The 23,209-nt window shown below is 64.7% G+C and carries 20 protein-coding genes and 2 riboswitches; of the genes, 13 read left to right on the top strand and 7 right to left on the bottom strand.

Annotated features, from left to right (window positions below):
* The first annotated feature begins 26 nt into the window (after positions 1–26).
* Positions 27–998 carry a magnesium and cobalt transport protein CorA gene (locus GV001_RS08830; RefSeq protein ID WP_160079261.1) on the top strand — a complete coding sequence of 324 codons (972 nt, stop codon included), beginning with the start codon at positions 27–29 and terminating at the stop codon, positions 996–998.
* Between the two features lie 244 nt (positions 999–1,242).
* Here the strand turns inward: GV001_RS08830 and GV001_RS08825 are convergent, their stop codons facing one another.
* A complete protein-coding gene (locus GV001_RS08825) occupies positions 1,243–1,974 on the bottom strand; it encodes an amidotransferase (protein ID WP_160079260.1) in 732 nt (243 codons plus the stop codon).
* A gap of 354 nt (positions 1,975–2,328) precedes the next feature.
* Between GV001_RS08825 and ptrC the strand changes: the two genes are divergently transcribed.
* Positions 2,329–2,538: a type III secretion system co-regulatory protein PtrC gene (gene ptrC, locus GV001_RS08820; RefSeq protein ID WP_160079259.1), complete on the top strand. Its 210-nt coding sequence runs from the start codon at positions 2,329–2,331 to the stop codon at positions 2,536–2,538.
* A gap of 24 nt (positions 2,539–2,562) precedes the next feature.
* On the opposite strand, the gene GV001_RS08815 is transcribed toward ptrC, so the two are convergent.
* The 3 genes from GV001_RS08815 to GV001_RS08805 form a co-directional block, all read right to left on the bottom strand.
* Entirely contained in the window at positions 2,563–3,057 is a 495-nt protein-coding gene (locus GV001_RS08815; protein ID WP_160079258.1) for a hypothetical protein, read from the bottom strand.
* A 233-nt stretch (positions 3,058–3,290) separates the two neighbouring features.
* Positions 3,291–5,435 (bottom strand): 3-hydroxyacyl-CoA dehydrogenase NAD-binding domain-containing protein, encoded by a 2,145-nt coding sequence (locus tag GV001_RS08810; RefSeq protein ID WP_160079257.1) that lies wholly within the window; start codon positions 5,433–5,435, stop codon positions 3,291–3,293.
* Positions 5,436–5,537: 102 nt separating this feature from the next.
* Positions 5,538–6,743 (bottom strand): acetyl-CoA C-acetyltransferase, encoded by a 1,206-nt coding sequence (locus tag GV001_RS08805; RefSeq protein ID WP_160079256.1) that lies wholly within the window; start codon positions 6,741–6,743, stop codon positions 5,538–5,540.
* 615 nt (positions 6,744–7,358) lie between these two features.
* Here GV001_RS08805 and GV001_RS08800 point away from each other — a divergent pair.
* From GV001_RS08800 to GV001_RS08780, 5 genes are all read left to right on the top strand, one after another.
* Positions 7,359–7,751, top strand: coding sequence for a rhodanese-like domain-containing protein (locus GV001_RS08800; RefSeq protein WP_160079255.1), 393 nt, complete (start codon positions 7,359–7,361; stop codon positions 7,749–7,751).
* Positions 7,736–8,554, top strand: coding sequence for a cytochrome c (locus GV001_RS08795; RefSeq protein ID WP_160079254.1), 819 nt, complete (start codon positions 7,736–7,738; stop codon positions 8,552–8,554). Before GV001_RS08800 ends, GV001_RS08795 begins: the two co-directional genes overlap by 16 nt.
* 335 nt (positions 8,555–8,889) lie before the next feature.
* Positions 8,890–9,288, top strand: a complete 399-nt coding sequence (locus tag GV001_RS08790; RefSeq protein ID WP_160079253.1) for a lysozyme inhibitor LprI family protein — start codon at positions 8,890–8,892, stop codon at positions 9,286–9,288.
* A 36-nt stretch (positions 9,289–9,324) separates the two neighbouring features.
* A complete protein-coding gene (locus GV001_RS08785; RefSeq protein WP_160079252.1) occupies positions 9,325–13,059 on the top strand; it encodes an S-layer family protein in 3,735 nt (1,244 codons plus the stop codon).
* Between the two features lie 66 nt (positions 13,060–13,125).
* Entirely contained in the window at positions 13,126–13,464 is a 339-nt protein-coding gene (locus GV001_RS08780; RefSeq protein WP_160079251.1) for a tryptophan synthase subunit beta, read from the top strand.
* A gap of 120 nt (positions 13,465–13,584) precedes the next feature.
* Here the strand turns inward: GV001_RS08780 and lapD are convergent, their stop codons facing one another.
* The 3 genes from lapD to GV001_RS08765 all read right to left on the bottom strand — a co-directional run bounded on the left by lapD (position 13,585) and on the right by GV001_RS08765 (position 16,867).
* Entirely contained in the window at positions 13,585–15,516 is a 1,932-nt protein-coding gene (gene lapD, locus GV001_RS08775) for a cyclic di-GMP receptor LapD (RefSeq protein ID WP_160079250.1), read from the bottom strand.
* Between the two features lie 21 nt (positions 15,517–15,537).
* Entirely contained in the window at positions 15,538–16,164 is a 627-nt protein-coding gene (gene lapG / locus GV001_RS08770) for a cysteine protease LapG (RefSeq protein WP_372238520.1), read from the bottom strand.
* 190 nt (positions 16,165–16,354) lie between these two features.
* Positions 16,355–16,867 carry a hypothetical protein gene (locus tag GV001_RS08765; protein ID WP_160079249.1) on the bottom strand — a complete coding sequence of 171 codons (513 nt, stop codon included), beginning with the start codon at positions 16,865–16,867 and terminating at the stop codon, positions 16,355–16,357.
* Between the two features lie 308 nt (positions 16,868–17,175).
* Positions 17,176–17,290: riboswitch (guanidine-I (ykkC/yxkD leader) on the top strand.
* Between the two features lie 56 nt (positions 17,291–17,346).
* Between GV001_RS08765 and GV001_RS08760 the strand changes: the two genes are divergently transcribed.
* The 6 genes from GV001_RS08760 (at position 17,347) to GV001_RS08735 (ending at position 22,998) form a co-directional block, all read left to right on the top strand.
* Positions 17,347–18,423: a putative urea ABC transporter substrate-binding protein gene (locus GV001_RS08760; RefSeq protein WP_160079248.1), complete on the top strand. Its 1,077-nt coding sequence runs from the start codon at positions 17,347–17,349 to the stop codon at positions 18,421–18,423.
* A gap of 238 nt (positions 18,424–18,661) precedes the next feature.
* Positions 18,662–18,775: riboswitch (guanidine-I (ykkC/yxkD leader) on the top strand.
* A 71-nt stretch (positions 18,776–18,846) separates the two neighbouring features.
* Complete coding sequence (locus tag GV001_RS08755) at positions 18,847–19,914, top strand: putative urea ABC transporter substrate-binding protein (RefSeq protein WP_160079247.1); 1,068 nt, start codon at positions 18,847–18,849, stop codon at positions 19,912–19,914.
* Between the two features lie 91 nt (positions 19,915–20,005).
* Entirely contained in the window at positions 20,006–20,821 is an 816-nt protein-coding gene (locus GV001_RS08750; RefSeq protein ID WP_160079246.1) for an ABC transporter permease, read from the top strand.
* Positions 20,818–21,612: an ABC transporter ATP-binding protein gene (locus GV001_RS08745; RefSeq protein WP_160079245.1), complete on the top strand. Its 795-nt coding sequence runs from the start codon at positions 20,818–20,820 to the stop codon at positions 21,610–21,612. The genes GV001_RS08750 and GV001_RS08745 overlap by 4 nt, the downstream gene beginning before the upstream one ends.
* 10 nt (positions 21,613–21,622) lie before the next feature.
* Entirely contained in the window at positions 21,623–22,351 is a 729-nt protein-coding gene (locus tag GV001_RS08740) for an urea amidolyase associated protein UAAP1 (RefSeq protein ID WP_160079244.1), read from the top strand.
* 11 nt (positions 22,352–22,362) lie between these two features.
* Complete coding sequence (locus tag GV001_RS08735) at positions 22,363–22,998, top strand: urea amidolyase associated protein UAAP2 (protein ID WP_160079243.1); 636 nt, start codon at positions 22,363–22,365, stop codon at positions 22,996–22,998.
* Positions 22,999–23,209: the final 211 nt, after the last annotated feature.

Below are 23,209 nucleotides of genomic sequence, written 5' to 3'. Positions count from 1 at the left end.
CGCCATCGCCCAGCAGAGGAACTCCCATGGCCCAGGTCGTTGCCGCCGTTGCCTACAGCAAAGGCCGGAAAATCGCCGATTTCAGCCTGAACGAAGGCAGCCAGTGGGCCACCCGGCCCGAGCATTTCGTCTGGATCGGCCTGCGCGACCCCGGCAGCGAGGAGCTGCACTGCCTGCAGGAGCAGTTCAATATCCATGAGCTGGCCATGGAAGATGCCATCGCCCAGCACACCCGGCCCAAGCTGGAGATCTTCGGCGACGCGCTGTTCATGGTGCTCTACTCGCCGATCCGTAGCGAAGGCCGCCTGCAGTTCGTCGAGACCCAGCTGTTCGCCGGCAAGGGCTATGTGATCAGCGCCCGCTACGGCGATTCGGCGCCCTACTCCACTGTGCGCCAGCGCTGCGAGGCGCGCCCGCTGCTGCTGGAGCACGGCGAGGATTTCGTGCTCTACGCCCTGCTCAGCTTCGTCATGGAGAACTACCGGCCACTGATGGACTGCATCCACGGCGAGCTGGAGGACATCGAGGAAACCGTGCTCGGCCGCCCGCTGCAGCAGGCCGACGTGGAGCGCATCCACGGCCTGCGCCGCGACCTGCTGCGCCTGCGCCGCCAGGTCGCGCCCATGACGGAGATCTGCAAGGAACTGCAGCAGCTCGACTTCCCCTTCATCGACAAGCACATGCGCCCGTACTTCCGCGATATCGCGATCCACGTCAACCGCCTGCTGGAAGACCTCACCGGGCTGCGCGAGATGGCCGACCACGCCATCGAGATCGGCCTGCTGCTGGAGGCCTCCCGGCAGAGCGTGACCCAGCGCAAGTTCGCCGCCTGGGCGGCGATCCTGGCGTTTCCCACCGCGGTGGCGGGGATCTACGGAATGAACTTCCAGAACATGCCGGAACTGACCTGGCACTACGGCTACTTCGGCGTGCTCGGCATCATCGCCGTCGGCTGCGTCGGCCTGTTCGCCAACTTCAAGCGCATGCACTGGTTGTAGGGCCGCAGCCGGCCCCGGCCTCCTACGGAAAGGCCGTGTCCCGGTTGCGTGTGGCCACGGCGATGAGTCGCAGGCTGGGTTGAGGAGCCGCGCGACGAAGCCCAACGGGCCTGCCCCGGCTGTTGGGCTTCGCTGCGCTCAACGCCAACCTACCCAGGCGCGCCGCGCAATACAGGGCAATCCACGCTCGCCACGCCATACAACACATAAGAAGGACATAGCCCTACGGGAACGGCCTTGAACCTCAGGCGCCCTGCAGGTCGCGCTTGCCGTGGGCGACGAAGCGCATCATCCACTCCGCCACCGTCTGCCCCTGGTGTTCATGCTCCAGGCTGGCCACGGCCTGCTGGTAGGTCGGCTCGCCGATGCACTGCTGACGGATGTCCAGCAGGGCCCGCGAGTAGTCGTGGATGAACTCCGGGTGGCCCTGGAAGCACAGCACCTGATCGTCGATGCAGTAGGCGGCAATCGGGCAGAAGGGGCTGGAGGCCAGCAGCGTGGCGTTCTCCGGCAGGGCCGTGACCTGGTCCTGGTGGCTGATCAGCAGGGTCAGCTGCTCCAGCGCCGGGCTCATCCAGGCTGGCTGCTGCTTGACCTCGTAACGATGGATGCCCACGCCCCAGCCCTGCTCCGCACGCTGGGTATGGCCGCCGAACAGCAAGGCCAGCAGCTGGTGGCCGAAGCACACGCCGAGCAGCTTGTCGCCACGCTGGTAACGCTCCTGCAGGTAAAGCTTGAGCGTCTGGATCCACGCATCGCTGCCGAAGGAATCCGCCTTGCTGCCGGTGACCAGGTAGGCGTCGTACTGCTCGTCAGCAGCCGGGTAATCCCCCTGCATGACGTTGTACACGCTGAACTGCGCCGGAATCGGCTGACGTTCGAACAGGCGCTCGAACATGCGGCCATAACCCTGATATTGCTCGATCAGTTCGGGGCGAAGGACGTCGGTTTCCAGAATGCAGATGCGCAGTGACATGTAGGCGGATTACCTCACTCGACTGAGGGTGGGAGACAAGCTCTAAGCCTGCATCGAAGCACCCGCGAAGGCAATATCCATAAGGCCGCAAAGGCTTTGCAGGCGATAGTCGGCAGCCATCAGCACGGGTGATAGTCACCATGCCTGCCATTCACTTCTGTCGCCGGGGCGGCCGGTCAATCATGCAGGCCTCGGGTTCGAGCCCATTCGCCAGCAGGAGTCACCCCATGAGCAGTTTTGCAGCCATCGCCAGCCTGATCGCGGCCTCCGCCTTCCACAGCCCGGCAGCCGCCGCCAGCCACCAGGCCCAGGCGGCCGCCAAGCGCCAGTAACCCCCTTAGCGAGGACGTGACGATGACCATCAGCGAAGCCTTCGCCAGCAGGAGCAGCTACGGCGTGACCTACGCCAGCCTGGACGAGTCCGGCCTGCGCTTCGAATCGGAAGCCGCCGTACACTTGATCGACGGCAGCCTGCTGACCCTGGCCATGCCGACCCGCCAGGACGAGAAGCTGGCCATCCACGCCGTGCTGTGCCTGCAGCACGGCTGGTGCCAGGCGGCCTGACGCGCCTGACCGGCCGGCAGGGACTCAGCGCAGCCCCAGGCGCTTGAGCACTTCACGCACGCCGTCCAGCTCCGCCGCCGTCGCGCTGGCGATGTCGCCGCAGATGCTGTAGTCCAGGCGCGGCGCCAGCTGCAGGGGTTGCAGGTCGCGCGAGCGCAGCGGCACGTAGACCGATTCGACCACACCGACCTTGAGGGTGCGGCTCTCGATCTTCTCCTGATAGCCGATGCGCATGCCGCCCACCCGCACATCGATCTGGTCACAGCCCTGGTAACGCGGCTGGTCGCCGCCACGCATCAGCACCAGGGTCAGCTGCACCTCGCGGCTCTGCGGGTCGCTCATGCCGAAGAAGTTCAGGGTGACGCGCTGCGCCACCACCTCCTGCACGAAGCTCACCACCCGGGCACCGCTCTGCGGGTCGGTGCGCTCGCTGATCTTGCCCTCGGCCTGGGCCGCCACCGCAGCCAGGGCCGCCAGCAGGGCCGCCACCCTGCCCGCGTGCCTGCCACGCCGCTTCATGGCCTGTTCCATACCCCGCTCCCGCCGCTCGCAAGTCGGCTCAATGCACCTGGCCCACAGCCTACAGGGAAAGCCCGGCGCGGCGCAGCCTCAAGCGGTGGGCCAGGAGCAATGGCTTCACGGCTGAAGCCGCTGCCAGCCAAGCAGCCTGCCCCGCCCGGCCACATAGCGCCAAAAAAAACCGGCCCACCAGGGGCCGGTTTCATGGGCTATGGCTCACTCGCCATGCAGACTCAGAAGCCCTCGCCGCTGGCCGCCTTCTCCAGCAGCAGGGCCGGCGGCAGGAAGCGCTCGCCGTACTGCTCGGCCAGGTACTGGGCGCGGGCGACGAAGTCCTTGATGCCGTACTGGTTGATGAACTGCAGCGCCCCGCCGGTCCAGGCAGCGAAGCCAATGCCGAAGATCGAGCCGATATTGGCGTCGGCCACCGACTTCAGCACACCCTCCTCCACGCAGCGCACCGTCTCGATGGCCTGGATAAACAGGATGCGGTCGCGCACGTCCTCCTGGGAGATCTGCGCGTCGACCTTCTCGAAGCGTGCCTTGAGCTGCGGCCACAGGTGCTTCTTGCCACCTTCCGGGTAGTCGTAGAAACCGCCACCGGCGGCCTTGCCCGGACGCTTGTACTCCTTGAGCATCAGTTCGATGACGGCGAACGCCGGGTGCTGCGGGATCTGCTTGCCCTCGGCGGCCAGGTCGGCGACGGTCTGCTGGCGGATGTGCTCCATCAGGCTCATCGACACTTCGTCGCTGATCGCCAGCGGGCCCACCGGCATGCCGGCCTTGCGCGCCTCGGTCTCGATCATCGCCGCGCTGACGCCCTCGCCGAGCATGGCGATGCCCTCGTTGGTGAAGGTGCCGAACACCCGCGAGGTGAAGAAGCCGCGGCTGTCCTCGACCACGATCGGGGTCTTCTTGATCTGCAGCACGTAGTCGAAACCACGGGCCAGGGTCTCGTCGCTGGTCTTGGCGCCACGGATGATTTCCACCAGCGGCATCTTGTCGACCGGGCTGAAGAAGTGCAGGCCGATAAATTTGTCCTGCTTCTGCACCGCAGTCGCCAGGCCGGTGATCGGCAGGGTCGAGGTATTGGAAGCGATTACCGCGTCGCTCAGTGCGGCGCTTTCGGCAGCGGCGGTGACCTTGGCCTTGAGCCCGCGGTCCTCGAACACCGCTTCGATGATCAGGTCGCAGCCGTCGAAGTCGGCGTCGCTGACGGTCGGCTTGATGCGGGCGAGGAAGGCGTCGCGCTTCTCCGCCGTCATCTGGCCGCGGCTGACCTTCTTGTCGAGCAGCTTGGCCGAGTAGGCCTTGCCCTTCTCCGCCGCCTCGATGGACACGTCTTTCAGCACCACCTCGATGCCGGCCGCCGCCGACACATAGGCGATGCCGGCGCCCATCATGCCGGCGCCGAGCACGCCGACCTTCCTGGTTACGTACTGCGGGATGCCCTGCGGGCGCGAGCTGCCGGCATTGATCTCGTTGAGCTGGAACCAGAAGGTGCCGATCATGTTCTTCGCCACCTGGCCGGTGGTCAGCTCGGTGAAGTAGCGCGCCTCGATGATCTGCGCGGTGTCGAAGTCGACCTGGGCGCCTTCGACGGCGGCGCACATGATCTTCTCCGGCGCCGGGAAGCAGCCCTTGGTCTTGTCGCGCAGCACGCTCGGAGCGATGGCCAGCATCTGTGCGACGTTCGGCGAGCTCGGGGTGCCGCCGGGGATCTTGTAGCCCTTGACGTCCCACGGCTGCACGGCGCTCGGGTTGGCGGCGATCCAGGCGCGGGCCTTGCTCAGCATCTCTTCCGGGGTGGCGGCGAGATCGTGGATCAGGCCGGCCTTGAGCGCGGCGTCCGGGCGCACCTTCTTGCCTTCGGCCAGGTACGGCAGGGCCTTTTCCAGGCCGAGCAGGCGCACCATGCGCACCACGCCGCCACCGCCCGGCAGCAGGCCGAGGGTCACTTCCGGCAGGCCCAGCTGCACATGGCTTTCGTTCAAGGCGATGCGATGCTGGCAGGCCAGGCAGATTTCCCAGCCGCCGCCCAGCGCGGCGCCGTTGATCGCGGCCACCACCGGCTTGCCCAGGGTTTCCAGGCGGCGCAGCTGGCCCTTGATGCCCAGGACCATGTCGTAGAACGGCTTGGCGTCAGCCTTGGTGACCTTGATCAGCTCGCCCAGGTCGCCGCCGGCGAAGAAGGTCTTCTTCGCCGAGGTGATAATCACGCCGGCGATGGAGTCCTTCTCGGCCTCCAGGCGCGCGACGGTCTGGCCCATGGCCTCGCGGTACTGCGCGTTCATGGTGTTGGCGCTCTGGCCGGGCATGTCGATGGTCAGGACGACGATATTGTCCTGGCCCTTTTCGTAACGGATGGCGTCAGTCATTGTCTTGCTCTCATCCCAGGTAGGGGACGTAGGATGGGTTGAGCCCCGCGATACCCATCAAACGGGGCGATGGGTATCGCTTCGCTCCACCCATCCTACGGCTCAGATTCGTTCGATGATGGTGGCGATGCCCATGCCGCCGCCCACGCAGAGGGTGGCCAGGCCGTAGCGCAGCTCGCGCTTCTCCAGCTCGTCGAGCAGGGTGCCGAGGATGGCGCAGCCGGTGGCGCCCAGCGGATGGCCCATGGCGATGGAGCCGCCGTTGACGTTGACCTTGCTCTCCGGCACGCCCATGTCCTTCATGAATTTCATGACGACCGAGGCGAAGGCCTCGTTGACCTCGAACAGGTCGATGTCTTCTACCGAGAGCCCAGCCTTGGCCAGGGCCTTGCGCGTGGCCGGCGCCGGGCCGGTGAGCATGATGGTCGGGTCGGTACTGGTCACCGCCGTGGCGACGATGCGCGCACGCGGCTTCAAGCCCAGCTCCTTGCCCTTGGCCTCGGAGCCGATCAGCATCAGCGCCGCGCCATCGACTATCCCTGAGCTGTTGCCCGGGGTGTGCACGTGGTTGATCTGCTCCACATGGCTGTAGACCTGCAGCGCAGTAGCGTCGAAGCCCATCTGCCCCATCATCTCGAAGCTCGGCTTGAGCTTGTCCAGGCCCTCCAGCGTGGAATCGCCACGGATGAATTCGTCGTGGTCGAGCAGGACGATGCCGTTCTGGTCGGTGACCGGGATCAGCGACTTGCCGAACGAGCCATCTCTGCTGGCGCGCGCGGCCTTCTGCTGGGAGCGCAGGGCGAAGCTGTCGACGTCGCTGCGGCTGAAGCCTTCCAGAGTGGCGATCAGGTCGGCGCCGATGCCCTGCGGGGTGAAGTGGGTATGCATGTTGGTTTCCGGGTCCATCACCCAGGCACCGCCGTCGGAGCCCATCGGCACCCGCGACATGGACTCCACGCCGCCGACCACCACCAGGTCCTCGAAACCGGAGCGCACCTTCATCGCGCCCAGGTTGACCGCCTCCAGGCCCGAGGCGCAGAAGCGATTGAGCTGCACACCGGCCACGCTGACGTCCCAGTCGGCGACCATCGCCGCGGTCTTGGCGATATCGGCGCCCTGGTCGCCCACCGGGGTCACGCAGCCGAGCACGATGTCGTCGACCTGGCGGGTATCCAGGCCATTGCGCTGCTGCAGCGCGCGCAACAGGCCGGCCACCAGATTGACCGGCTTGACGCTGTACAGCGCGCCGTCCTTCTTGCCCTTGCCGCGCGGGGTGCGCACGGCGTCGAAAATCAGTGCTTCGGTCATGACGTCCTCGGTAACAGGCAGCGGCGGATGCCGGGTCGCCTAACCTTAGCCGTCCGCCCGCCGGACTCAATGACCGATGCGCTCAGGCCCATTGACCGTTCGGCTCAGACGGGCGGTCAGTTTGCCGCAAGCACCCGACACCGCCCGCGCGAGGGCTCTGGCTCAAGGCCTGGCCCCGGGTTGCCGGACACCGGCAATAACCACCGGGTTTTGTCCCGCAAACCCTAGAAACCAAGTGGTCTAAGCCAAGTGTGACGAAGCCCCTAGAGTTAGGCATGCAAGGGGCCGCCGCCGGGTTTTGCCGGGGCGGTTTTTATCTGCGCCACGGTGCGCGGCAGGAGCCCGACAGATCGTTCAGTGCGGACGGCAGCCAAAGCACCAACAAAAATAAAGGCAGTGGCAACATGTTCAAACAAGCCAAGTACCGGCAGGCGACCCTGATCGTCCTGGCCACCACCGTTATCCTGATCCTGCCCAACGTGACTCGCCTGGTCAGCTGATCATTCTTCCGCTGCCGTGGCCCGATGCCGTAGCTGCTCGGGCCACGGAACACCCTCTCCGATGACCCCAAGGCTGTGCTAGCGTGGCCTATCCTGCCCTGTCGGAGTGATGCCCATGCGCCCTTTCCTGCTTAACCTGGCCCTCGCCTGCCTGCTCATGCCGCTGGCCGCCGTGGCCGGCGAAATCGACCAGGCCCAGGCCCTCAAGACCCTCGCCCAGCCCGGCACGGTACTGATCGACGTACGCAGCGCCGACGAATTCGCCACTGGCGCCCTGCCCGGCGCCCAGCTGATCCCCCATGACCAGATCGGCGCGCGCATCCACGCCGCGGTACCGGACAAGAACACCCCCATCGTCCTCTATTGCCGCAGCGGCCGGCGCTCCTCCCTGGCCCAGGACGAACTGCAGGCCCTGGGCTACCGCCACGTGATCAATGCCGGCGGCTACGAGCAGTTCAAGCTGGCCAGCGGGCAGGACGCCCAGGAGCCCGCATGCAGCGACTGCTGAAACCGCTCCTGTGCCTGGCCCTGCTGGGCGCCCTGCACGGCACCCGCGTGGCGGCCGCCGAACTGCAACTGGAGCTGCCTGCCGGCACTCGCACCTGGACCAGCGCCGCCCTGCTTGCCCATCCCCTGGCCGAGGACATCCGCATTCCCGCCGATGTGGCCTACCAGCGCGCCATGCACTACCGCGCCGTGCCGTTGGCAGCCCTGCTTGAAGGGGTGGCCGCGGGTGATCACCTGCAGGCCGTGGCCCTGGACGGCTTCGCCGCCGAACTGGCGGCCGCCCCGCTGCTGGCCAGGCAAGGCGCGCGCGCCTGGCTGGCGGTGGAAGACCCGGCCCAACCCTGGCCGGCGCTGGCCAAGGGCAAACCCAGCGCCGGGCCCTTCTACCTGGTCTGGCAACACCCCGAAGCGGCGCAGATCGGCCCGGAACAATGGCCCTTCCAGGTCGCCCGCATCCGCCTGCTGGAGCCCCTCGCCCAGCGCTTCCCCGCCCTGCTGCCGGCGGCAGATGCCAGTACCGAGGTGCAAGCCGGCTTTGCCCAGTTCCAGAAGAACTGCCTGGCCTGCCACCGCCTCAACGGCGCCGGTGACTCGCAGTTCGGCCCGGACCTGAACATTCCGCACAACCCCACGGAATACCTCGGCGCAGGCTTCCTGGCGCAGTACATCCGCAACCCGCAAAGCCTCAGGCGCTGGCCCCAGGGGCGCATGCCGGGCTTTAGCCAGAGCGTTATCAGCGATAGCCAGTTGGAGCAGCTGATCGGCTATCTGCGGCACATGGCCGGACGCAAAGCCGAGTTGTAGAGCCCATCAATAAACCCGAAGCACGCCGAGCACGCCCAGGCTTTACCAATGCAGCAGCAGGCGTTAGCGTGCCGAACCCAACGAAAGGAATCGGCCCAAGCCAGGAGGCCAGCATGACAGCACCGCCCACCCCGTCTGAGCAGCAGCGCCAGCCCCGCCCAATCCCTTCGTTTGCCCCGCGCAGCCCGATGTCGCGTTTGCTGGACCGTCCTGTCGCGTTACCTCTGCGCCAGGCGAGAACAATCAAGCACTTGATCGGATTGCGGGAACATTATCGAACATCCTTCAGGATGTTATGCGACAGCAATGTCGTCTAATTATAGTTAGGGATAGACATGGCTCCGCGCGCTCTACTTCTTTTCACAATCTTTGTCTCTATTAGCGTCAATGCAGAAGAAGCCTCTGGAATTGACTGCACAAAGGCATTCTCCACACCAGATGTGGAGCAATGTATTGCTATCGAATTGGATAAAACCGAAACCAGTCTGAATCAAGCTTATCAAGGCCTTGTAAAACAACTTACTCAAGCCGACACAGCGCAAGACAACTACACCGAATACAGGAAAAAGCTTCTCATCGCCCAGCGTGCCTGGATAAAATTCAGAGAAGCAGATTGTGACACGCAATACGCAATGCATAAGTCAGGTACTATTCGCAACTCCATATATTTAAGCTGCAAGAAAGAGCGAGCGGAGCAAAGAATAAAAGAGCTAAACAATTATGCACCGTATTAACCCTAACAACTGGTATATGGACTCTCCCCACAAGCAGTGAGGAAAGCTTTTTTCGATCCTGTCGTCAGCGCGGTTGCATTCGTATATCCGGCCTTGTCACGGGCAGTGCCCTGGCCATTCTGTAGTTCCGTGGCCACCTTCACCGCCACCGACGAAGAAGACGGTGTTCCTGCGGTCGACTTCACGCCCGGCAGCAATGACGCCGGCTACTACGCCATCAACGGCAACAACGTGGTACTGACGGCGGCTGGCGCAGCCTTCGTGCAAGGCGGCGGCATCCTGCCGGCCGTTAACCTCACCGCCACCGACAGCGGCACCCCGGCCCTGACCGACAATGACAGTGCCACCCCAAGCGTCATCGCGCAGAACGATGCGCCGGTTGCCGTTAATGACGGCCCAATCGCCGTCACCGAGGACACCGCCGCCACCGGCAACGTCCTGGGCAACGACAGCGACCCGGAAAACGATGCCCTGAGCGTCACCCAGTTCACCGTCGCCGGTGATGCCACCGTCTACAGCGCCGGCAGCACTGCCACCATCGCCGGGGTCGGCAGCCTGGTGATCAATGCCAACGGCAGCTTCACCTTCACCCCGGCCACCAACTACACCGGCCCGGTGCCGACCGCCACCTACACCGTCAGCGACGGCAGCCTGAGCGACAGCGCCGAACTGAGCTTCGCCGACGTCAGCCCGGTCAACGACGCACCAGTCGCAATAGATGACATCAACGCCATTCAGCCGACAGCAGCCCCCCTGTATTACGCAGACAACCAGGGCAATGTTGGAGTTCTTGACCCGACAACGGGTGCTCGCACACCGATTGGCAATGCGGGTCAGGTCTTTACCGACATTGCGGTGGATGCCACTGGAAAGCTCTTTGGCATCACATTCACCAGCCTCTACAGCATCAACCCACTGACAGGAGCATCCAGCCACGTAGGGACTTTTGGTGGCAGCGTTAACGCCTTGGTCGGCAGCCCTGACGGTCGCTTGTTCGCCGCTGGCAATGACGGGACTCTATTCGAGATTTCAACTACTACTGGCGCAGCCACAACTCTCGGCAGTTTCGGGGCGACCTCTGCAGGCGATCTGTTATTCGCCGACAATGCACTCTATCTGTCGAGCAGCGCCGGAAGCATCGTCAAATTTGACTTGAGCTCCAACTCCGTCAGCACAGTGATTAGCGGGCTCCCAGCCACCCTCTATAACCTTGCACAAACTGCAAACGGAACTTACGCCAGCACTGCAGACGGCCAGATCTATCTGATAGATCTGGACTCAGGTGTGGCCACGAATACCGGCGTTGTCTCATCTGGTGCACAAATCTGGGGCTTTGCAACTGCACCAGTTGTCGATTCAATAGTGACCATCACTGGCGATGTCACACCCGGCACGGTAGGTCAGGACTATGACGTCGACGGCACCACATTTACAGTCACAGGCATTGCCGCAGGCAGCCCGAGTACAGCTCCCAACAGCGGCGTAGGTACTGTTATCAATGGCACCTACGGCACGCTTACTCTCGCTGCCGACGGCAGCTACAGCTACAGCCTAAACAGCGCCTTAGCAGCAGTAAAAAACCTTGCGGCTGGGCAAGTGGGCAATGATGTTTTCACTTACAGAATCACGGATGCCGACGGCGCGACTGATACCGCCACTCTGACTATCCGGGTCACCGGCAACAACGACGCACCGATTGCCGTTAATGACGGCCCAATCGCCGTGACCGAAGACACACCCGCCACAGGCAATGTACTCAGCAATGACAGTGATGCCGACGCCGGCAGCACGCTGACCGTACAGAGCTTCACCATTGCCGGCAGTAGCACCGTTTACAACGCCGGTAGCACTGCCACCATCACAGGGGTCGGCAGCCTGGTGATCAATGCCAACGGCAGCTTCACCTTCACCCCAGCCGCCAACTACACAGGACCTGTACCGAGCGCCACCTATACCGTCAGCGACGGCAGCCTGATCGACATTGCCGAACTCAGCTTCGCCAACGTCAGCGCAGTCAACGATGCGCCGATATCTCAAGCAGATCTGGACTTGGTTATAGAGGGCTCCAATAGCCTGCGCAGTTCGGTCTTGACCAACGATGGCGACATTGAAGGCTCCGGGCTGACCGTAGCCTTCGTCGCGACTAACGCCTCTGGAGCCGCAGTGGCTGTAGACGGTGTTCACAGCATCAGCACCGCCCTCGGCGGCACTGTGATAATGAATAGCGACGGCACCTTCCGCTATATAGCTCCAGTGGTCAGCCATAATGCCGCGAATACGCCGGTAGCCGATAACTTCGTGTACCGCGCGAGCGATGGCAGTGACGCTGGCAGCTGGACCACTGTGACCATAAACCTGAGCGACAGTACACCTGTTGCCGCCAACGACAGCGCCAGCGTTGCCTTCAATGAAACCGTCAGTGGCAGCTTGCTGAGCAACGACCGTGGTGTGGATGGCCCGCTTAGCATCACCCAGTTCAGCTTCGGTGGTACCACCGTCACGGTACCCGCTGGCGGCTCAAACTCGATCAACACCCCCGACGGCTTGCTGACCGTATCCTCGAACGGCAGCTATAGCTACCAATCGCAACTGTCGAGCACGGCGGTACTCACCGGCAGCAGCCTGGCCACCTGGGAGTCTTCAACCAATCTGTACGGCTTCACCAACACGGATTGGCAAGGAGCTGGCACAGCCCTCAATATCAGCGCACTGAACAGTGCGGCACAGGGCAAGGCTACCTATGTCAACGGTTCCAAGGATGGTATCGGGGTCAGTGGTGGTGGTAGCACTCTGGGTTTAGGTGAGCAGTTGATCGTTCAATTGCTGGAAACAACCACGGCGGCGACGATTGGCATTGCCCAATTGAACACCAACCAGAATTCGGCCAATGCCCACTGGTATGCCTACGATGCCAACGGCAATCAGGTTTCCAGCGGCACTTTCGCCAATGCGGCGTCCATATCGAGCGGCACCGAATACACTCTGGACATCAGTTCAAGCTCACCCTTTACCTATGTACGCCTCGAATGGGATAACACGTCCAATGGATTCGTACTCAGCTCATTGGACATCAGCCGGCTACCGCAAAATCACACCGAAAGCTTCAGCTATACCCTCAGCGATGCCGATGGCGACACCAGCAGCGCGACACTGACCATCACCCCCGGCGCAACAAGCGTAGCGCCAAGCACGCAGATCGCCGGCACCAACTCCGGCGAAACGTTGAGCGGCACCAGCGGCAACGACAACATCTCCGGCCTGGACGGCGATGATGCATTGCGTGGTTTTGCCGGCGATGACACCTTGAGCGGCGGGGCCGGCGTCGACTATCTCGACGGAGGTAGCGGCAACGACAGCCTGATTGGCGACAGCGGCAATGACATCCTGATTGGCGACAGCGGCAATGACATCCTGCTGGGCGGCAGCGGCAACGATGCGTTGACCGGCGGCAGCGGAGCCGACCTGTTTATCTGGAAGGCCGGCGATACCGGCAATGACGTGATCAAGGACTTCAATGCCGGCGAAGGCGACCGCATCGACCTCAGCGACCTGCTGAGCGGTATGGACGACTCCGCCGACCTGTCCCAGTACCTGGGCCTGGACACCGCCACCTCGACCCTGCTGATCAGCACCACGGGTACGCTGGCGACCGGTGCGGATGTCACCATCAAGGTGGAGAATGCCGGGGTCAATGTGCTGACGGCCAGCGACACCATCAACTCGCTGATTGCAGGTGGCGATAGCGCGCTGGTCAAGGTCAACCCGGACTGATGGCGGAGCCCCGCGCCCCTAGGCGCGGGGTTCACTCAGGGCGGTCAAGCATGTAAGGAGCAGTCGATGCTGTATGTGAAACACGACGCCTGGGGCAACCTGGAGCGGGTGGAGCCGGCGCCATTCGCGGGCATGGACGGCGAGCTGGCGGCCGATAGTCAGGAAGCCCAGGCCTGGTTTGCCAACCAGAGCGTGGAAAACAGCCTGCAGCAACTGCAGCAGAGCGATCTGGACATGATCCGCGTGCTGGAAGACCTGATCACCGCGCTGATCCAGAAAGGCGTGCTGCGCATCACCGATCTGCCGGAAGCAGCGCAAGCCAAGCTGGTGGGCCGCAGCAAGGCGCGGGACGCGCTGGGCGGCCTGCACCGGCTGATCAACGATGAAGAGTCCGGCCTGATCTAACCCGGCCTGGCGCAGGCATGCCCAAACCGGTGCCTGCCTCACGCCCAGCGGCGCCCTACCCGGTCGCCACTCCCGGCAACGCCGGGCTCAGACGCAAGGCTATAGCCCGCAGCAGGGCCCTCACTGCCAGGGCTGCGGCTCGCCGAACAAGCGCCCCTGTACGCCCTGAATCCCCATCGAGCGCAGCACCTGCCACTCGCCATCGGTCTCGACCCGCTCGGCGATCAACGGCAGGTCGATGCTGTTGGCGGCGCGCTGCATGGCCTCGATGAACAGGCGCTTGTCGTTTTCCTGGTCGATGGCGCGGATATGGCTGCCATCCACCTTGATGTGGCTGAGGCCCAGCTTGGCCAGGTTGCCGATCATGCTGAAACGCCCGCCGAAGTGCTGCAGGGCCATGCCGAACCCCAGCGCGTGCAGACGCTGGGCCAGGGCCTGCAGCGCGTCCTGATCGGGCAGCTGGTCTTCATCCAGCTCGATGATCAGGCGTGCGCCCAGCTGGGCGTGCTGGCGCAGCTTTTCGTAGAGCCCGGCCAGCGCCTGCGGGTCGCGCAGGGTGCTACCGGACAGGCTCAGCGCCACAGTGCCAGCGCATTCGTGCAGGTGCGCCAGCACCCGGTCGAGCATGCCCATGTCCAGCCGCGCGACCCAGCCGAAGCGCTCCAGCCAGGGCAGGAAGCTTCCTGCCGGCAGCAGATTGCCCTGCGCGTCGAGCAGGCGCGCCAGCACCTTGTGGTGCAGCACCCGCTCCGGCTGGTTGGCGTCGACCACCGGCTGCGCATACAGCTGCACGCGGCCCTCGCTGAGCGCCGTATCCAGCAGGCGATACCACTCCTGGCGCTCGTCGACGGACTGCTGCCCCTGGCCCTGTTCGCCACAGGCCCAGTTGCGCTGCGTCTGGCTGGCCGCCTGGGCCAACGCTTCGTCGGCGGCCTTGAAGATGGCGACGGCCTCGTCGCCGGGGGCGAAGGCGCTCAGGCCGATATGCGCCACCGGCAGGCTGTCGGCAATGCCGCTGCGCTGCAGGCCGCCCAAGGCCTGGTCCAGCGTCTCGGCCAGGTGCTCGGCCTCGTCGCGTTGCAGGCCGATGGCCAGCAGGGCGAATTCGCCGCCGCGATTGCGCGCCAGCACATGGCGGCCCTGGCTGAGCAGCTGCAGTTGCTCGGCCACGGCCTTGAGCAGCAGGTCGGTGCGCTTGCCGCCCAGGCGATGGTTGAGCCCGGCCAGGTCGTTGATCCGCAGCAGCAGCAGGAAGCCGCTGCTGGCCTGCTCGCCGCTCAGGCGGCCCTGCAGCTGCAGGTCGAAGTAGCGACGGTTGGCCAGCCCGGTGAGGCTGTCCTCGTAGGCGTCGGCGCGCAGTTTTTCGCTGCGCGCGGCCTCCTCGGCAAAGAGTGCCTTGAGCTTCTCGACCATCTGGTTCATCGCGCTGACCACCCGACGGAACTCGGGAGTCTTGGGCAGCGCCGGCAGGCTGAGGAACTCGCGCCGGGCGATGGCATTGGACTGTTCCACCAGGTATTCCAGCGGGCGCAGCTGACGCTTGAGGAACAGCACGCCCAGGCCCACGCAGAGCAGGCTGCTCAGGGCCAGCCACATCAGGGTGCCCAGGGCGCTCTGCCACAGTTTGCCGACGGCGAACAACGGATGGCTGACCACCTCGACGCGGGCCGCCTGGCGCCAGCCGTCACTGACGATGGCGTCGCCGCTGGCGGCGTCCAGATCGACCAGGCGGGCGAACCACTCCGGGGCGCTGGCGCTGACCGGCACGCCGCTGCGCTCGACCAGCAGCTCGCCGCTATCGGCGTCGAGCACGCGAATGCTCTGGAAGTAGCCGCTGTCGAAGATCGAACTGACCATCAGCTCCATCATCGGCACGTCGTCGGCGTGCGGGCTCAGCGACAGGCCCAGTGCCGTCGCCGCATCCTGGGCGTGCGCGCGCAGCTGGTTGACCTGCTGCTCGCGCGAGCCCTCGACGCTGACCAGGAAGCTGCCGGCGAAGTTAACCAGCATCAGCACGCAGATGGCAATGAACAGCTGTTTGAACAGTGACATGCATAAACCCCTCGGCCGTTATCAGGGAAATCCCTCGGCACGCATTTTTTTCAACAGGTCTTGCCAGCGCGACAGGCGCTTGGCATCGCCGACCTGCTTGCCGCCGCCCGCTCCGGGCAGCCACAAGCCTTCGGCATTGAAGGCATAGACCGGCACCAGGTCGGTCCGGCGGTTGGCCGGCTCGATGGCATCGATCAGGTTGTCCAGCACCAGCGGTATCGCCGAGGGCTGCGGGTAATAGGTCAGCACCATGTGCGCCTGGTTCTGGCGCAACGCCTTGACGTAGGTAATGCGCAGTTTATGGCTGGGCACCCCGAGCTGACGCAGGCTGAAGTACTTGGCGATGGCGAAATCCTCGCAATCGCCGGCGCCGCGGTACAGGGCCTCCACCGGGGTGGCCCAGTAGTCCTTGACCCGCCACAGCTGGATGTCGTCGCGAAAGCGCAGGCGCAGGTTGAAGAAGCGGTTGACCGCCTTCAGCTGTTGCAGCTCGGCCTGGCCCGCCTGCGCCTCGAACAGGCGCTGCCAGTCATCGATGCGCCCGCGTCCCTCGCCCAGCGGCCCGTAGAGTTTCTCCGCCTGCGAGCTGATCAGGCCGAAGTCCCAAGCGGCCTGCAGAACGCCGGCAACGGCCAGGCAGACCAGCAAAAAAACCACTTTCGCGGGCCTACCCGGATGCTGCGGAAAAGAGACGAGGCGACCGATCGGCAAAGCCGGTACATCCAAACCGATAAACGGCCGTCATGGTGAGTGGCGCAGGCTGAAAACACAATCCTCGGCCCGCTCGATCGGGCCTAACGGATCGCCAGATGCCGGCCATTACGGCTCGGCGCGGGCCTCAGTTGGCGATACGCCAGCCGCGCTGGCCATCCTGGTGCGACGAACGCTGCTGACGCTGCTCGTCGTGGCGACGCTCATGCTGGCGGCCCTCGTCGCGGCGGTCGCTCGGCCGCAGCCAGGAGCCCTGGCGTCGCTCATCCTTGCCCTCGCGACGATCCCAGCCATAGCGCGGCTGCTCGCTGTGCCGACGCTGCTCGTGGTAGCGCGGCTGCTCGCCATAACGCTGCCGCTCACCGGAGCGATGGCGGTCGTTGCGCCAGTCATAACGGCCGTCATAACCGGGGGCATAGTGGGAGTGGCGGCGCTCCTGGTAGCGGTCATGGTGGCCGCTGTAACGCCGGTCATCGTCGTAATAGCGGTAGACCCGATAGCTCGGGTACGTCTCGTAGTACTGCACGTGGTAACCGCTGTAGGGGGCGTACTGACGGTAGTGGGGGCGGTCATCGCCATAGGCGACGCAACCGCCGAGACTCAAGCCGAGAACTGCACACAAGACTGCTCGAATGAACATGGGCGGCCTCCTTCGACCGCTGGGATGGTGCCGACGAATATCGGCGCCCGGGATCACTCCCACAGCCTTTGACCCTTGCCCCCCGAATGAAGTGCCGAGCCGGCCCCGCGCATAAGTTGTATCGGCGCATTACCGGTGCACCGGCACGGCGCAAACGGCTCGCTGTTGGTGCAAAGGCGCATGCTAGAGTGCTCCGTACCTGCCGCGCAGGCCGCGCAATGGCGCCCGAACAGGCGCTTTGGCACGCCATTCGCTAGGCAGGGCGGACACAGGATTGCCGCCACGCGCAATCGCACCAGCACATCATCGCAATGGTCGACTAGGGTTCCGGCTTGCCCGCTCCGCAACGAGACGGGCAAGCGACTGGTCCGAGAGTGGACAACCTCGGCAGAGGTCACACGGCGGGACAAAAGCCCGGGAGAACGCGCAGCGCTTGGCTGCCGCCATCCTGTGCCCGTTTCTTCTGCCCGAGGTCAACCATGCCCTGTCGTTCCCTGTTCGCCCGTCTGCTTCCCGCCTGCCTGCTGGCCCTGCTGTTTGTGCAAGCGCCCGGCGCCAGCGCGGAAACACCCAAGTTCAAGGTCTGCTGGTCGATCTACGCCGGCTGGATGCTCTGGGGGCAGATGGCCGAACAGGGCATCATCGACAAGTGGGCGAAGAAGTACGGCATCCAGATCGAGGTCGAGCAGGTACCGGACTACGTCGCCTCCATCGAGCAATACACCGCCGGCGACTACGCCGCCTGCGCCATGACCAATATGGACGCCCTGACCATCCCGGCCGCTGCCGGGGTCGACTCCACCGCACTGATCGTCGGCGACTTTTCCGCCGGCGCCGACGGCATCCTGATCCGCGGCGCGGATCGCGACATCAAGGACCTCAAGGGCAAGACCATCCTGCTGGTGGAAAACTCGGTATCCCACTACCTGCTCGGCCGCGCACTGGAATGGGCGCACCTGGACGAGAGCGAGGTGAAGATCGAGAACGTCTCGGACAAGGACCTGGCCCAGGCCTGGCGCAGCGGCAAGGGTGATGCGCTGGTGACCTGGAACCCGATCCTCGCCGACCTGCGCCAGGACGGCGACAGCACCCTGGTGTTCAGCTCGCACCATATCCCCGGGGAAATCCTCGACCTGCTGGTGATCAACAGCGCCACCCTCGCCGCCCACCCGGAACTGGGCAAGGCACTGACCGGCGCCTGGTACGAAGGCATGCGCCTGATGGGCATGCCGACCGCCGAAGGCAAGGCCGCCCGCACGCAGATGGCAACCGCCGCCGGCACCACCCTGGAAGACTTCGAGCTGCAACTGAAGACCATCCGCTCCTTCTATGCGCCGCGCTCGGCCTATGCCTTCGCCAGCAGCGAGAAGATGCCCCTGCTGATGCAGCGCGTGGCCGGCTTCGCCGATGCGCACCAGCTACTCGGCAACCAGGGCAACGGCCTGCAGCAGCTGGGCATTTCCTTCAGCGGCAACCGCGTGCTGGGCAACCCGGCGCAGATCAAGCTGCGTTTCGACCCCAGCTATATGCAGCAGGCCGCCGAAGCCAAGCTTTAACGCTTTTGTAGCGTGCGGACTTATCCGCACCTGGCGACAAGGGGTTGCGCGCATGATCAGGCACAACCCATGCACCAACAACGAACACCGCGCACCAGCATGGCACAACCACTCACCCCAGCCGCAACCAGGCTCACAGCGCAAAGCCCCAGGCCAAGGGGTTTGCTTCAGCTGGCACGATGTTCGCTTTAGCTCAAACATGCAGAAGCACCCCGCAAGGGGCGCGGCACGACAATTTGCAATGGCTGACTAGGGTTCCGGCTCGCCGTTCTCCACAGAGTGCGGCAAGTGACTGGTCCGAGAGTTGGCGACCTCGTTCGGGGTTACACGGCGGGATAAAAGCCCGGGAGAACGCGCCACCTGGTCAGCCAGGCACGTGCCGCGCCGCTCCTGCCCGCATTCCCTGGAACTGGAGGTCTACCCATGCGCAAGTCCCTGCTGTCCTCGCTGATCGCTACCGGCCTGTCCGCCGCCCTGAGTTTCCCCGCCCTCGCCGCCCCGAAGACCGATTTCAGCGTCTGCTGGACCATCTATGCCGGCTGGATGCCGTGGGAATACGGGCAGGCCGAAGGCATCGTCGCCAAGTGGGCGAAGAAGTACGACATCAGCATCGATGTGGTGCAGCTCAATGACTACGTCGAGTCGATCAACCAGTACAGTGCCGGCCAGTTCGACGGCTGCACCATGACCAACATGGATGCCCTGACCATCCCGGCGGCCGGCGGCGTGGACAGCACCGCGCTGATCATCGGCGACTTCTCCAACGGCAACGACGGCATCGTGCTCAAGGGCGAGAAGAAGACCCTCGGCGACCTCAAGGGCCAGGACGTCAACCTGGTGGAACTGTCCGTCTCCCACTACCTGCTGGCCCGCGGCCTGGAGCGCGCCGGCCTGGCGGAGAAAGACCTCAAGGTGGTCAACACTTCCGACGCCGACCTGGTCGCCGCCTTCGCCACCGATGACGTCACCGCGGTCGCCACCTGGAACCCGCTGCTGGCCGAAATCGAAGCCACCCCGAGCGTGACCAAGGTGTTCGACTCCAGCCAGATCCCCGGCGAGATCATCGACCTGATGGTGGTCAACAGCGACACCCTGAAAGACAACCCGGCCCTTGGCAAAGCCCTGACCGGCGCCTGGTACGAAATCATGGCCACCATGAGCGCCAGCACCCCGGCCGGCATCGCTGCGCGCGAGCATATGGCCAAGGCCTCCGGCACCGACCTGGCCGGCTACGACGCGCAACTGGCGGCGACCAAGATGTTCTACAGCGCCAAGGATGCCGTGGCCTTCGCCAACAGCCCGAAACTGCCGGCGACCATGAGCAAGGTGGCCGCGTTCTCCTTCAGCCACGGCCTGCTCGGTGAAGGCGCGCAAAGCGCCGAAGCGGTCGGCATGAGCTTCGCCAAGGGCATCACCACCGGCGACAAGGGCAACGTCAAGCTGCGCTTCGATCCTGCGTACATGCAGATGGCGGCCGACGGCACGCTCTGAGGTGCCTGATCGTTCCCACGCTCCGCGTGGGAACGCAGCCCGAGACGCTGCGCGTCTCAGCCTTGTGGACGCGGCAACCTTGAGGAGCGCCATGCGCCTGATCAACCGACACCCGGACCGCGGCGGTCGCCTGCTGCTGATCCTGTTGCCCTTCGCCCTGCTGCTGTTCGCCTACTTCATGGGCTCGGCCGCGCGGCTGACGGACAACCCCAACGACAAGCTGCTGCCCAGCGCCAGCCAGATGGTCAGTGCCATCGACCGCCTGGCCTTTACCGAGGACAAGCGCAGCGGCGAGTACCTGTTCTGGCAGGACAGCGCCGCCAGCCTGTCGCGCCTCGGCATGGGCATCGCCATCGCGGCCCTGGCCGGCCTGTGCCTGGGGATAGCCGCCGGCATACTGCCGCTGTTCCGCGCGCCGCTGTCACCACTGCTGACCGTGCTGTCGATGGTGCCGCCGCTGGCGATACTGCCGATCCTGTTTATCGTCTTCGGCCTGGGCGAGCTGTCCAAGGTGATGCTGATCGTTATCGGCATCACCCCGGTGCTGGCCCGTGATCTGGAGCAGCGCGCCCGCGAGATTCCGGCGGAAATCCTGATCAAGGCGCAGACCCTCGGCGCCAGCACCTGGACGCTGATCCTGCGCGTGGTACTGCCGCAACTGCTGCCGCGCCTGCTGATCGCCCTGCGCCTGGTGCTCGGCTCGGCCTGGCTGTTCCTGATCGCCGCCGAGGCCATCGCCAGTACCGACGGCCTCGGCTACCGAATTTTCCTCGTGCGCCGTTACATGGCCATGGACGTGATCCTGCCGTACGTGGTGTGGATCACCCTGCTCGCCTGGCTGATGGACCTGGGCCTGCGCCAGACCACCCGGCTGCTCTTCCCCTGGTATGAAGGAGCAAAAGCATGAGCGCCTTCATCGAAGTCAAAAACGTCTGGCAGGAGTACGGTGACCAGGTCGTACTTGAGCACTTGAACCTCAGCATCAACGAAGGCGAGTTCTGCACCCTGGTTGGCGCCTCCGGCTGCGGCAAGTCGACCTTCCTGCGCCTGCTGCTGGGCCAGGAACGGCCGAGCAAGGGTGAAATTCTGTTGGCCGGCCAACCGCTGCCCGGCGAGCCGGATAGCAGCCGCGGCGTGGTATTCCAGCGCTACTCGGTGTTCCCGCACCTGTCGGTGCTGGACAACGTGGCCATCGGCCTGGAGCTGCCACGCTCGCCACTGCTCGGCCGCCTGTTCGGCGCCGCCAAGCGCGACGCCCGCGCCCAGGCCGAAGCCATTCTGCGCAAGGTCGGCCTCGGCCATGCCCTGGACAAGTACCCCAGCGCGCTGTCCGGCGGCATGCAGCAACGTCTGGCCATCGCCCAGGCGCTGATCATGAAACCGCGCGTGCTGCTGCTCGACGAGCCCTTCGGCGCGCTGGACCCGGGCATCCGCAAGGACATGCACGCCCTGCTGCTGGAGCTGTGGCACGAGACCGGACTGACCGTGTTTATGGTCACCCATGATCTGAGTGAGGGTTTCAGCCTCGGCACCCGCCTGCTGGTGTTCGACAAGCCCCGCATCGATCCGCATGCGCCGAACGCCTTCGGCGCGCGCATCACCTACGACATCCCCCTGAACAGCGACCGCCGCGCCCAGCGCGCCGCCGTCGCGGCGTTGCCGGCGCACATCACCGGCGACCTGCAACCGGCCCTGTAAGGAGCATCCCATGACCGCTGCACTCACCCTGCGCCCCACGCTGTACGAGGAACTCGTGCCCGGTGGCGGCCACACCTCCTTCGTCCTCAAGCGCGGCCAGCTGCTGCGCATTACCGATATCGAAGGTGGAGCCAACGTCAGCCTGCTGCTGCTCAATGCCCACGAGAAGAGCGAACGCCTGAACCTGCCGGACACCCTCAAGTGCCAACACACCGCCAGGCTCACCGCCGGCCACTGCCTGTACTCGGATATGGGCAGAATCCTCGCAGCCATCACCGCCGATACCTGCGGCTGGCATGACAGCATTGGCGGCCTGCTCAACGCGGCGGAAGTGGCCGAGAAGTACGGCGCCGGGCGCTATCAGGAGCTGCGCAACGGCTTCTTCCGCAATGGCATGGACAACCTGCTGGTGGAACTGGGCAAGTGGGACCTTGGCCTCGCGGACCTGCTGATGAACCTCAACCTGTTCAGCAAGGTCACGGTCGATAGCGACGGCTGCTTCCACTTCGAAGCCGGCAACTCCAAAGCCGGCGACTACCTCGAGCTCTATGCGCCGATGGACTGCCTGGTGGTGCTCACCGCCCTGCAGCACCCCATGGACCCGAATCCTGCGTACGCGCCCAAGCCGGTGCAGCTCAGCTGGCAGCAGGTGCAGAGCGATGGCATCAGCGTGCTCTGCCGCACCTCGCGCCCGGAAAACGGCCGCGGCTTCCACAACACCGAACGGCTTTACCTGTAAGGAGCGGCGCCATGAGCCTGATCGAAAGCACCCTGCACCCCGAAGCCGCCGTGTTCCGCCAGGTGATCCCGGCCGGCGAGCCCTACCTGTTCGAGGTCAAGGCCGGGCAGACCCTGCGCCTGCTCGACCTGGAAGGCAACCAGGCGGTCGACACCCTGTTCTTCAGCGCGAAGAATCCGCGCGAGCGCTACGACCCGCAGCGCACCCTGCGCAAGCAGAACAGCCTGTACCTGACCACCGGCACCGTGCTCTGGTCCAACCTGGGCAACCCGCTGCTGACCATCACCTTTGATACCTGCGGCCGTCACGACACCCTCGGCGGCGCCTGCGCCCAGGAGAGCAACACCGTTCGGTATGCCTTAGAGAAGCGCTATATGCACAGCTGCCGCGACAACTTCCTGCGCGGCGCGCTGCACGACGGCCGGCTGAGCAAGCGCGACCTCGGCGCCAACATCAACTTTTTCATGAACGTGCCGGTCACCCCGGAAGGCGGCCTGACCTTCGAGGACGGCCTCTCGGCCCCGGGCAAGTACGTCGAGCTGGTCGCACATATGGACGTCATCGTGCTGATCTCCAACTGCCCGCAGCTAAACAACCCGTGCAACGCCTACAACCCGACCCCGGCCGAGGTGCTGGTATGGGACTGAAGCAACTTCGCGAATGGCTGTTCCGGCTGTGCCAGAGCCGCTCGGGCCAGTGCCTGGAGCAAAAGGACCAGCCGGACGCAAAACGTAGGATGGGTTGAGCTTGCGATACCCATCGGCGCACTTGATGGGTATCGCTTCGCTCAACCCATCCTACGACGTCGCATAACACCGCATTTCCCACCCCGGACGACCGTGGTGCAGACCGAATAGC

This window comes from Pseudomonas sp. 8AS, from assembly GCF_902506505.1.
Lineage (GTDB): Bacteria > Pseudomonadota > Gammaproteobacteria > Pseudomonadales > Pseudomonadaceae > Aquipseudomonas.
Note: the sequence above shows the minus strand (reverse complement) of the source record. Positions and strands in the feature narration are given on the sequence as shown.

Bases quoted from the DNA above. Each gene is read 5' to 3' on its own strand.
- GV001_RS08830 (WP_160079261.1), top strand. From the start codon at position 27: ATGGCCCAGGTCGTTGCCGCCGTTGCCTACAGCAAAGGCCGGAAAATC.
- GV001_RS08825 (WP_160079260.1), bottom strand. From the start codon at position 1,974: ATGTCACTGCGCATCTGCATTCTGGAAACCGACGTCCTTCGCCCCGAA.
- ptrC (WP_160079259.1), top strand. From the start codon at position 2,329: ATGACCATCAGCGAAGCCTTCGCCAGCAGGAGCAGCTACGGCGTGACC.
- GV001_RS08815 (WP_160079258.1), bottom strand. From the start codon at position 3,057: ATGAAGCGGCGTGGCAGGCACGCGGGCAGGGTGGCGGCCCTGCTGGCG.
- GV001_RS08810 (WP_160079257.1), bottom strand. From the start codon at position 5,435: ATGACTGACGCCATCCGTTACGAAAAGGGCCAGGACAATATCGTCGTC.
- GV001_RS08805 (WP_160079256.1), bottom strand. From the start codon at position 6,743: ATGACCGAAGCACTGATTTTCGACGCCGTGCGCACCCCGCGCGGCAAG.
- GV001_RS08800 (WP_160079255.1), top strand. From the start codon at position 7,359: ATGCGCCCTTTCCTGCTTAACCTGGCCCTCGCCTGCCTGCTCATGCCG.
- GV001_RS08795 (WP_160079254.1), top strand. From the start codon at position 7,736: ATGCAGCGACTGCTGAAACCGCTCCTGTGCCTGGCCCTGCTGGGCGCC.
- GV001_RS08790 (WP_160079253.1), top strand. From the start codon at position 8,890: ATGGCTCCGCGCGCTCTACTTCTTTTCACAATCTTTGTCTCTATTAGC.
- GV001_RS08780 (WP_160079251.1), top strand. From the start codon at position 13,126: ATGCTGTATGTGAAACACGACGCCTGGGGCAACCTGGAGCGGGTGGAG.
- lapD (WP_160079250.1), bottom strand. From the start codon at position 15,516: ATGTCACTGTTCAAACAGCTGTTCATTGCCATCTGCGTGCTGATGCTG.
- GV001_RS08765 (WP_160079249.1), bottom strand. From the start codon at position 16,867: ATGTTCATTCGAGCAGTCTTGTGTGCAGTTCTCGGCTTGAGTCTCGGC.
- GV001_RS08760 (WP_160079248.1), top strand. From the start codon at position 17,347: ATGCCCTGTCGTTCCCTGTTCGCCCGTCTGCTTCCCGCCTGCCTGCTG.
- GV001_RS08755 (WP_160079247.1), top strand. From the start codon at position 18,847: ATGCGCAAGTCCCTGCTGTCCTCGCTGATCGCTACCGGCCTGTCCGCC.
- GV001_RS08750 (WP_160079246.1), top strand. From the start codon at position 20,006: ATGCGCCTGATCAACCGACACCCGGACCGCGGCGGTCGCCTGCTGCTG.
- GV001_RS08745 (WP_160079245.1), top strand. From the start codon at position 20,818: ATGAGCGCCTTCATCGAAGTCAAAAACGTCTGGCAGGAGTACGGTGAC.
- GV001_RS08740 (WP_160079244.1), top strand. From the start codon at position 21,623: ATGACCGCTGCACTCACCCTGCGCCCCACGCTGTACGAGGAACTCGTG.
- GV001_RS08735 (WP_160079243.1), top strand. From the start codon at position 22,363: ATGAGCCTGATCGAAAGCACCCTGCACCCCGAAGCCGCCGTGTTCCGC.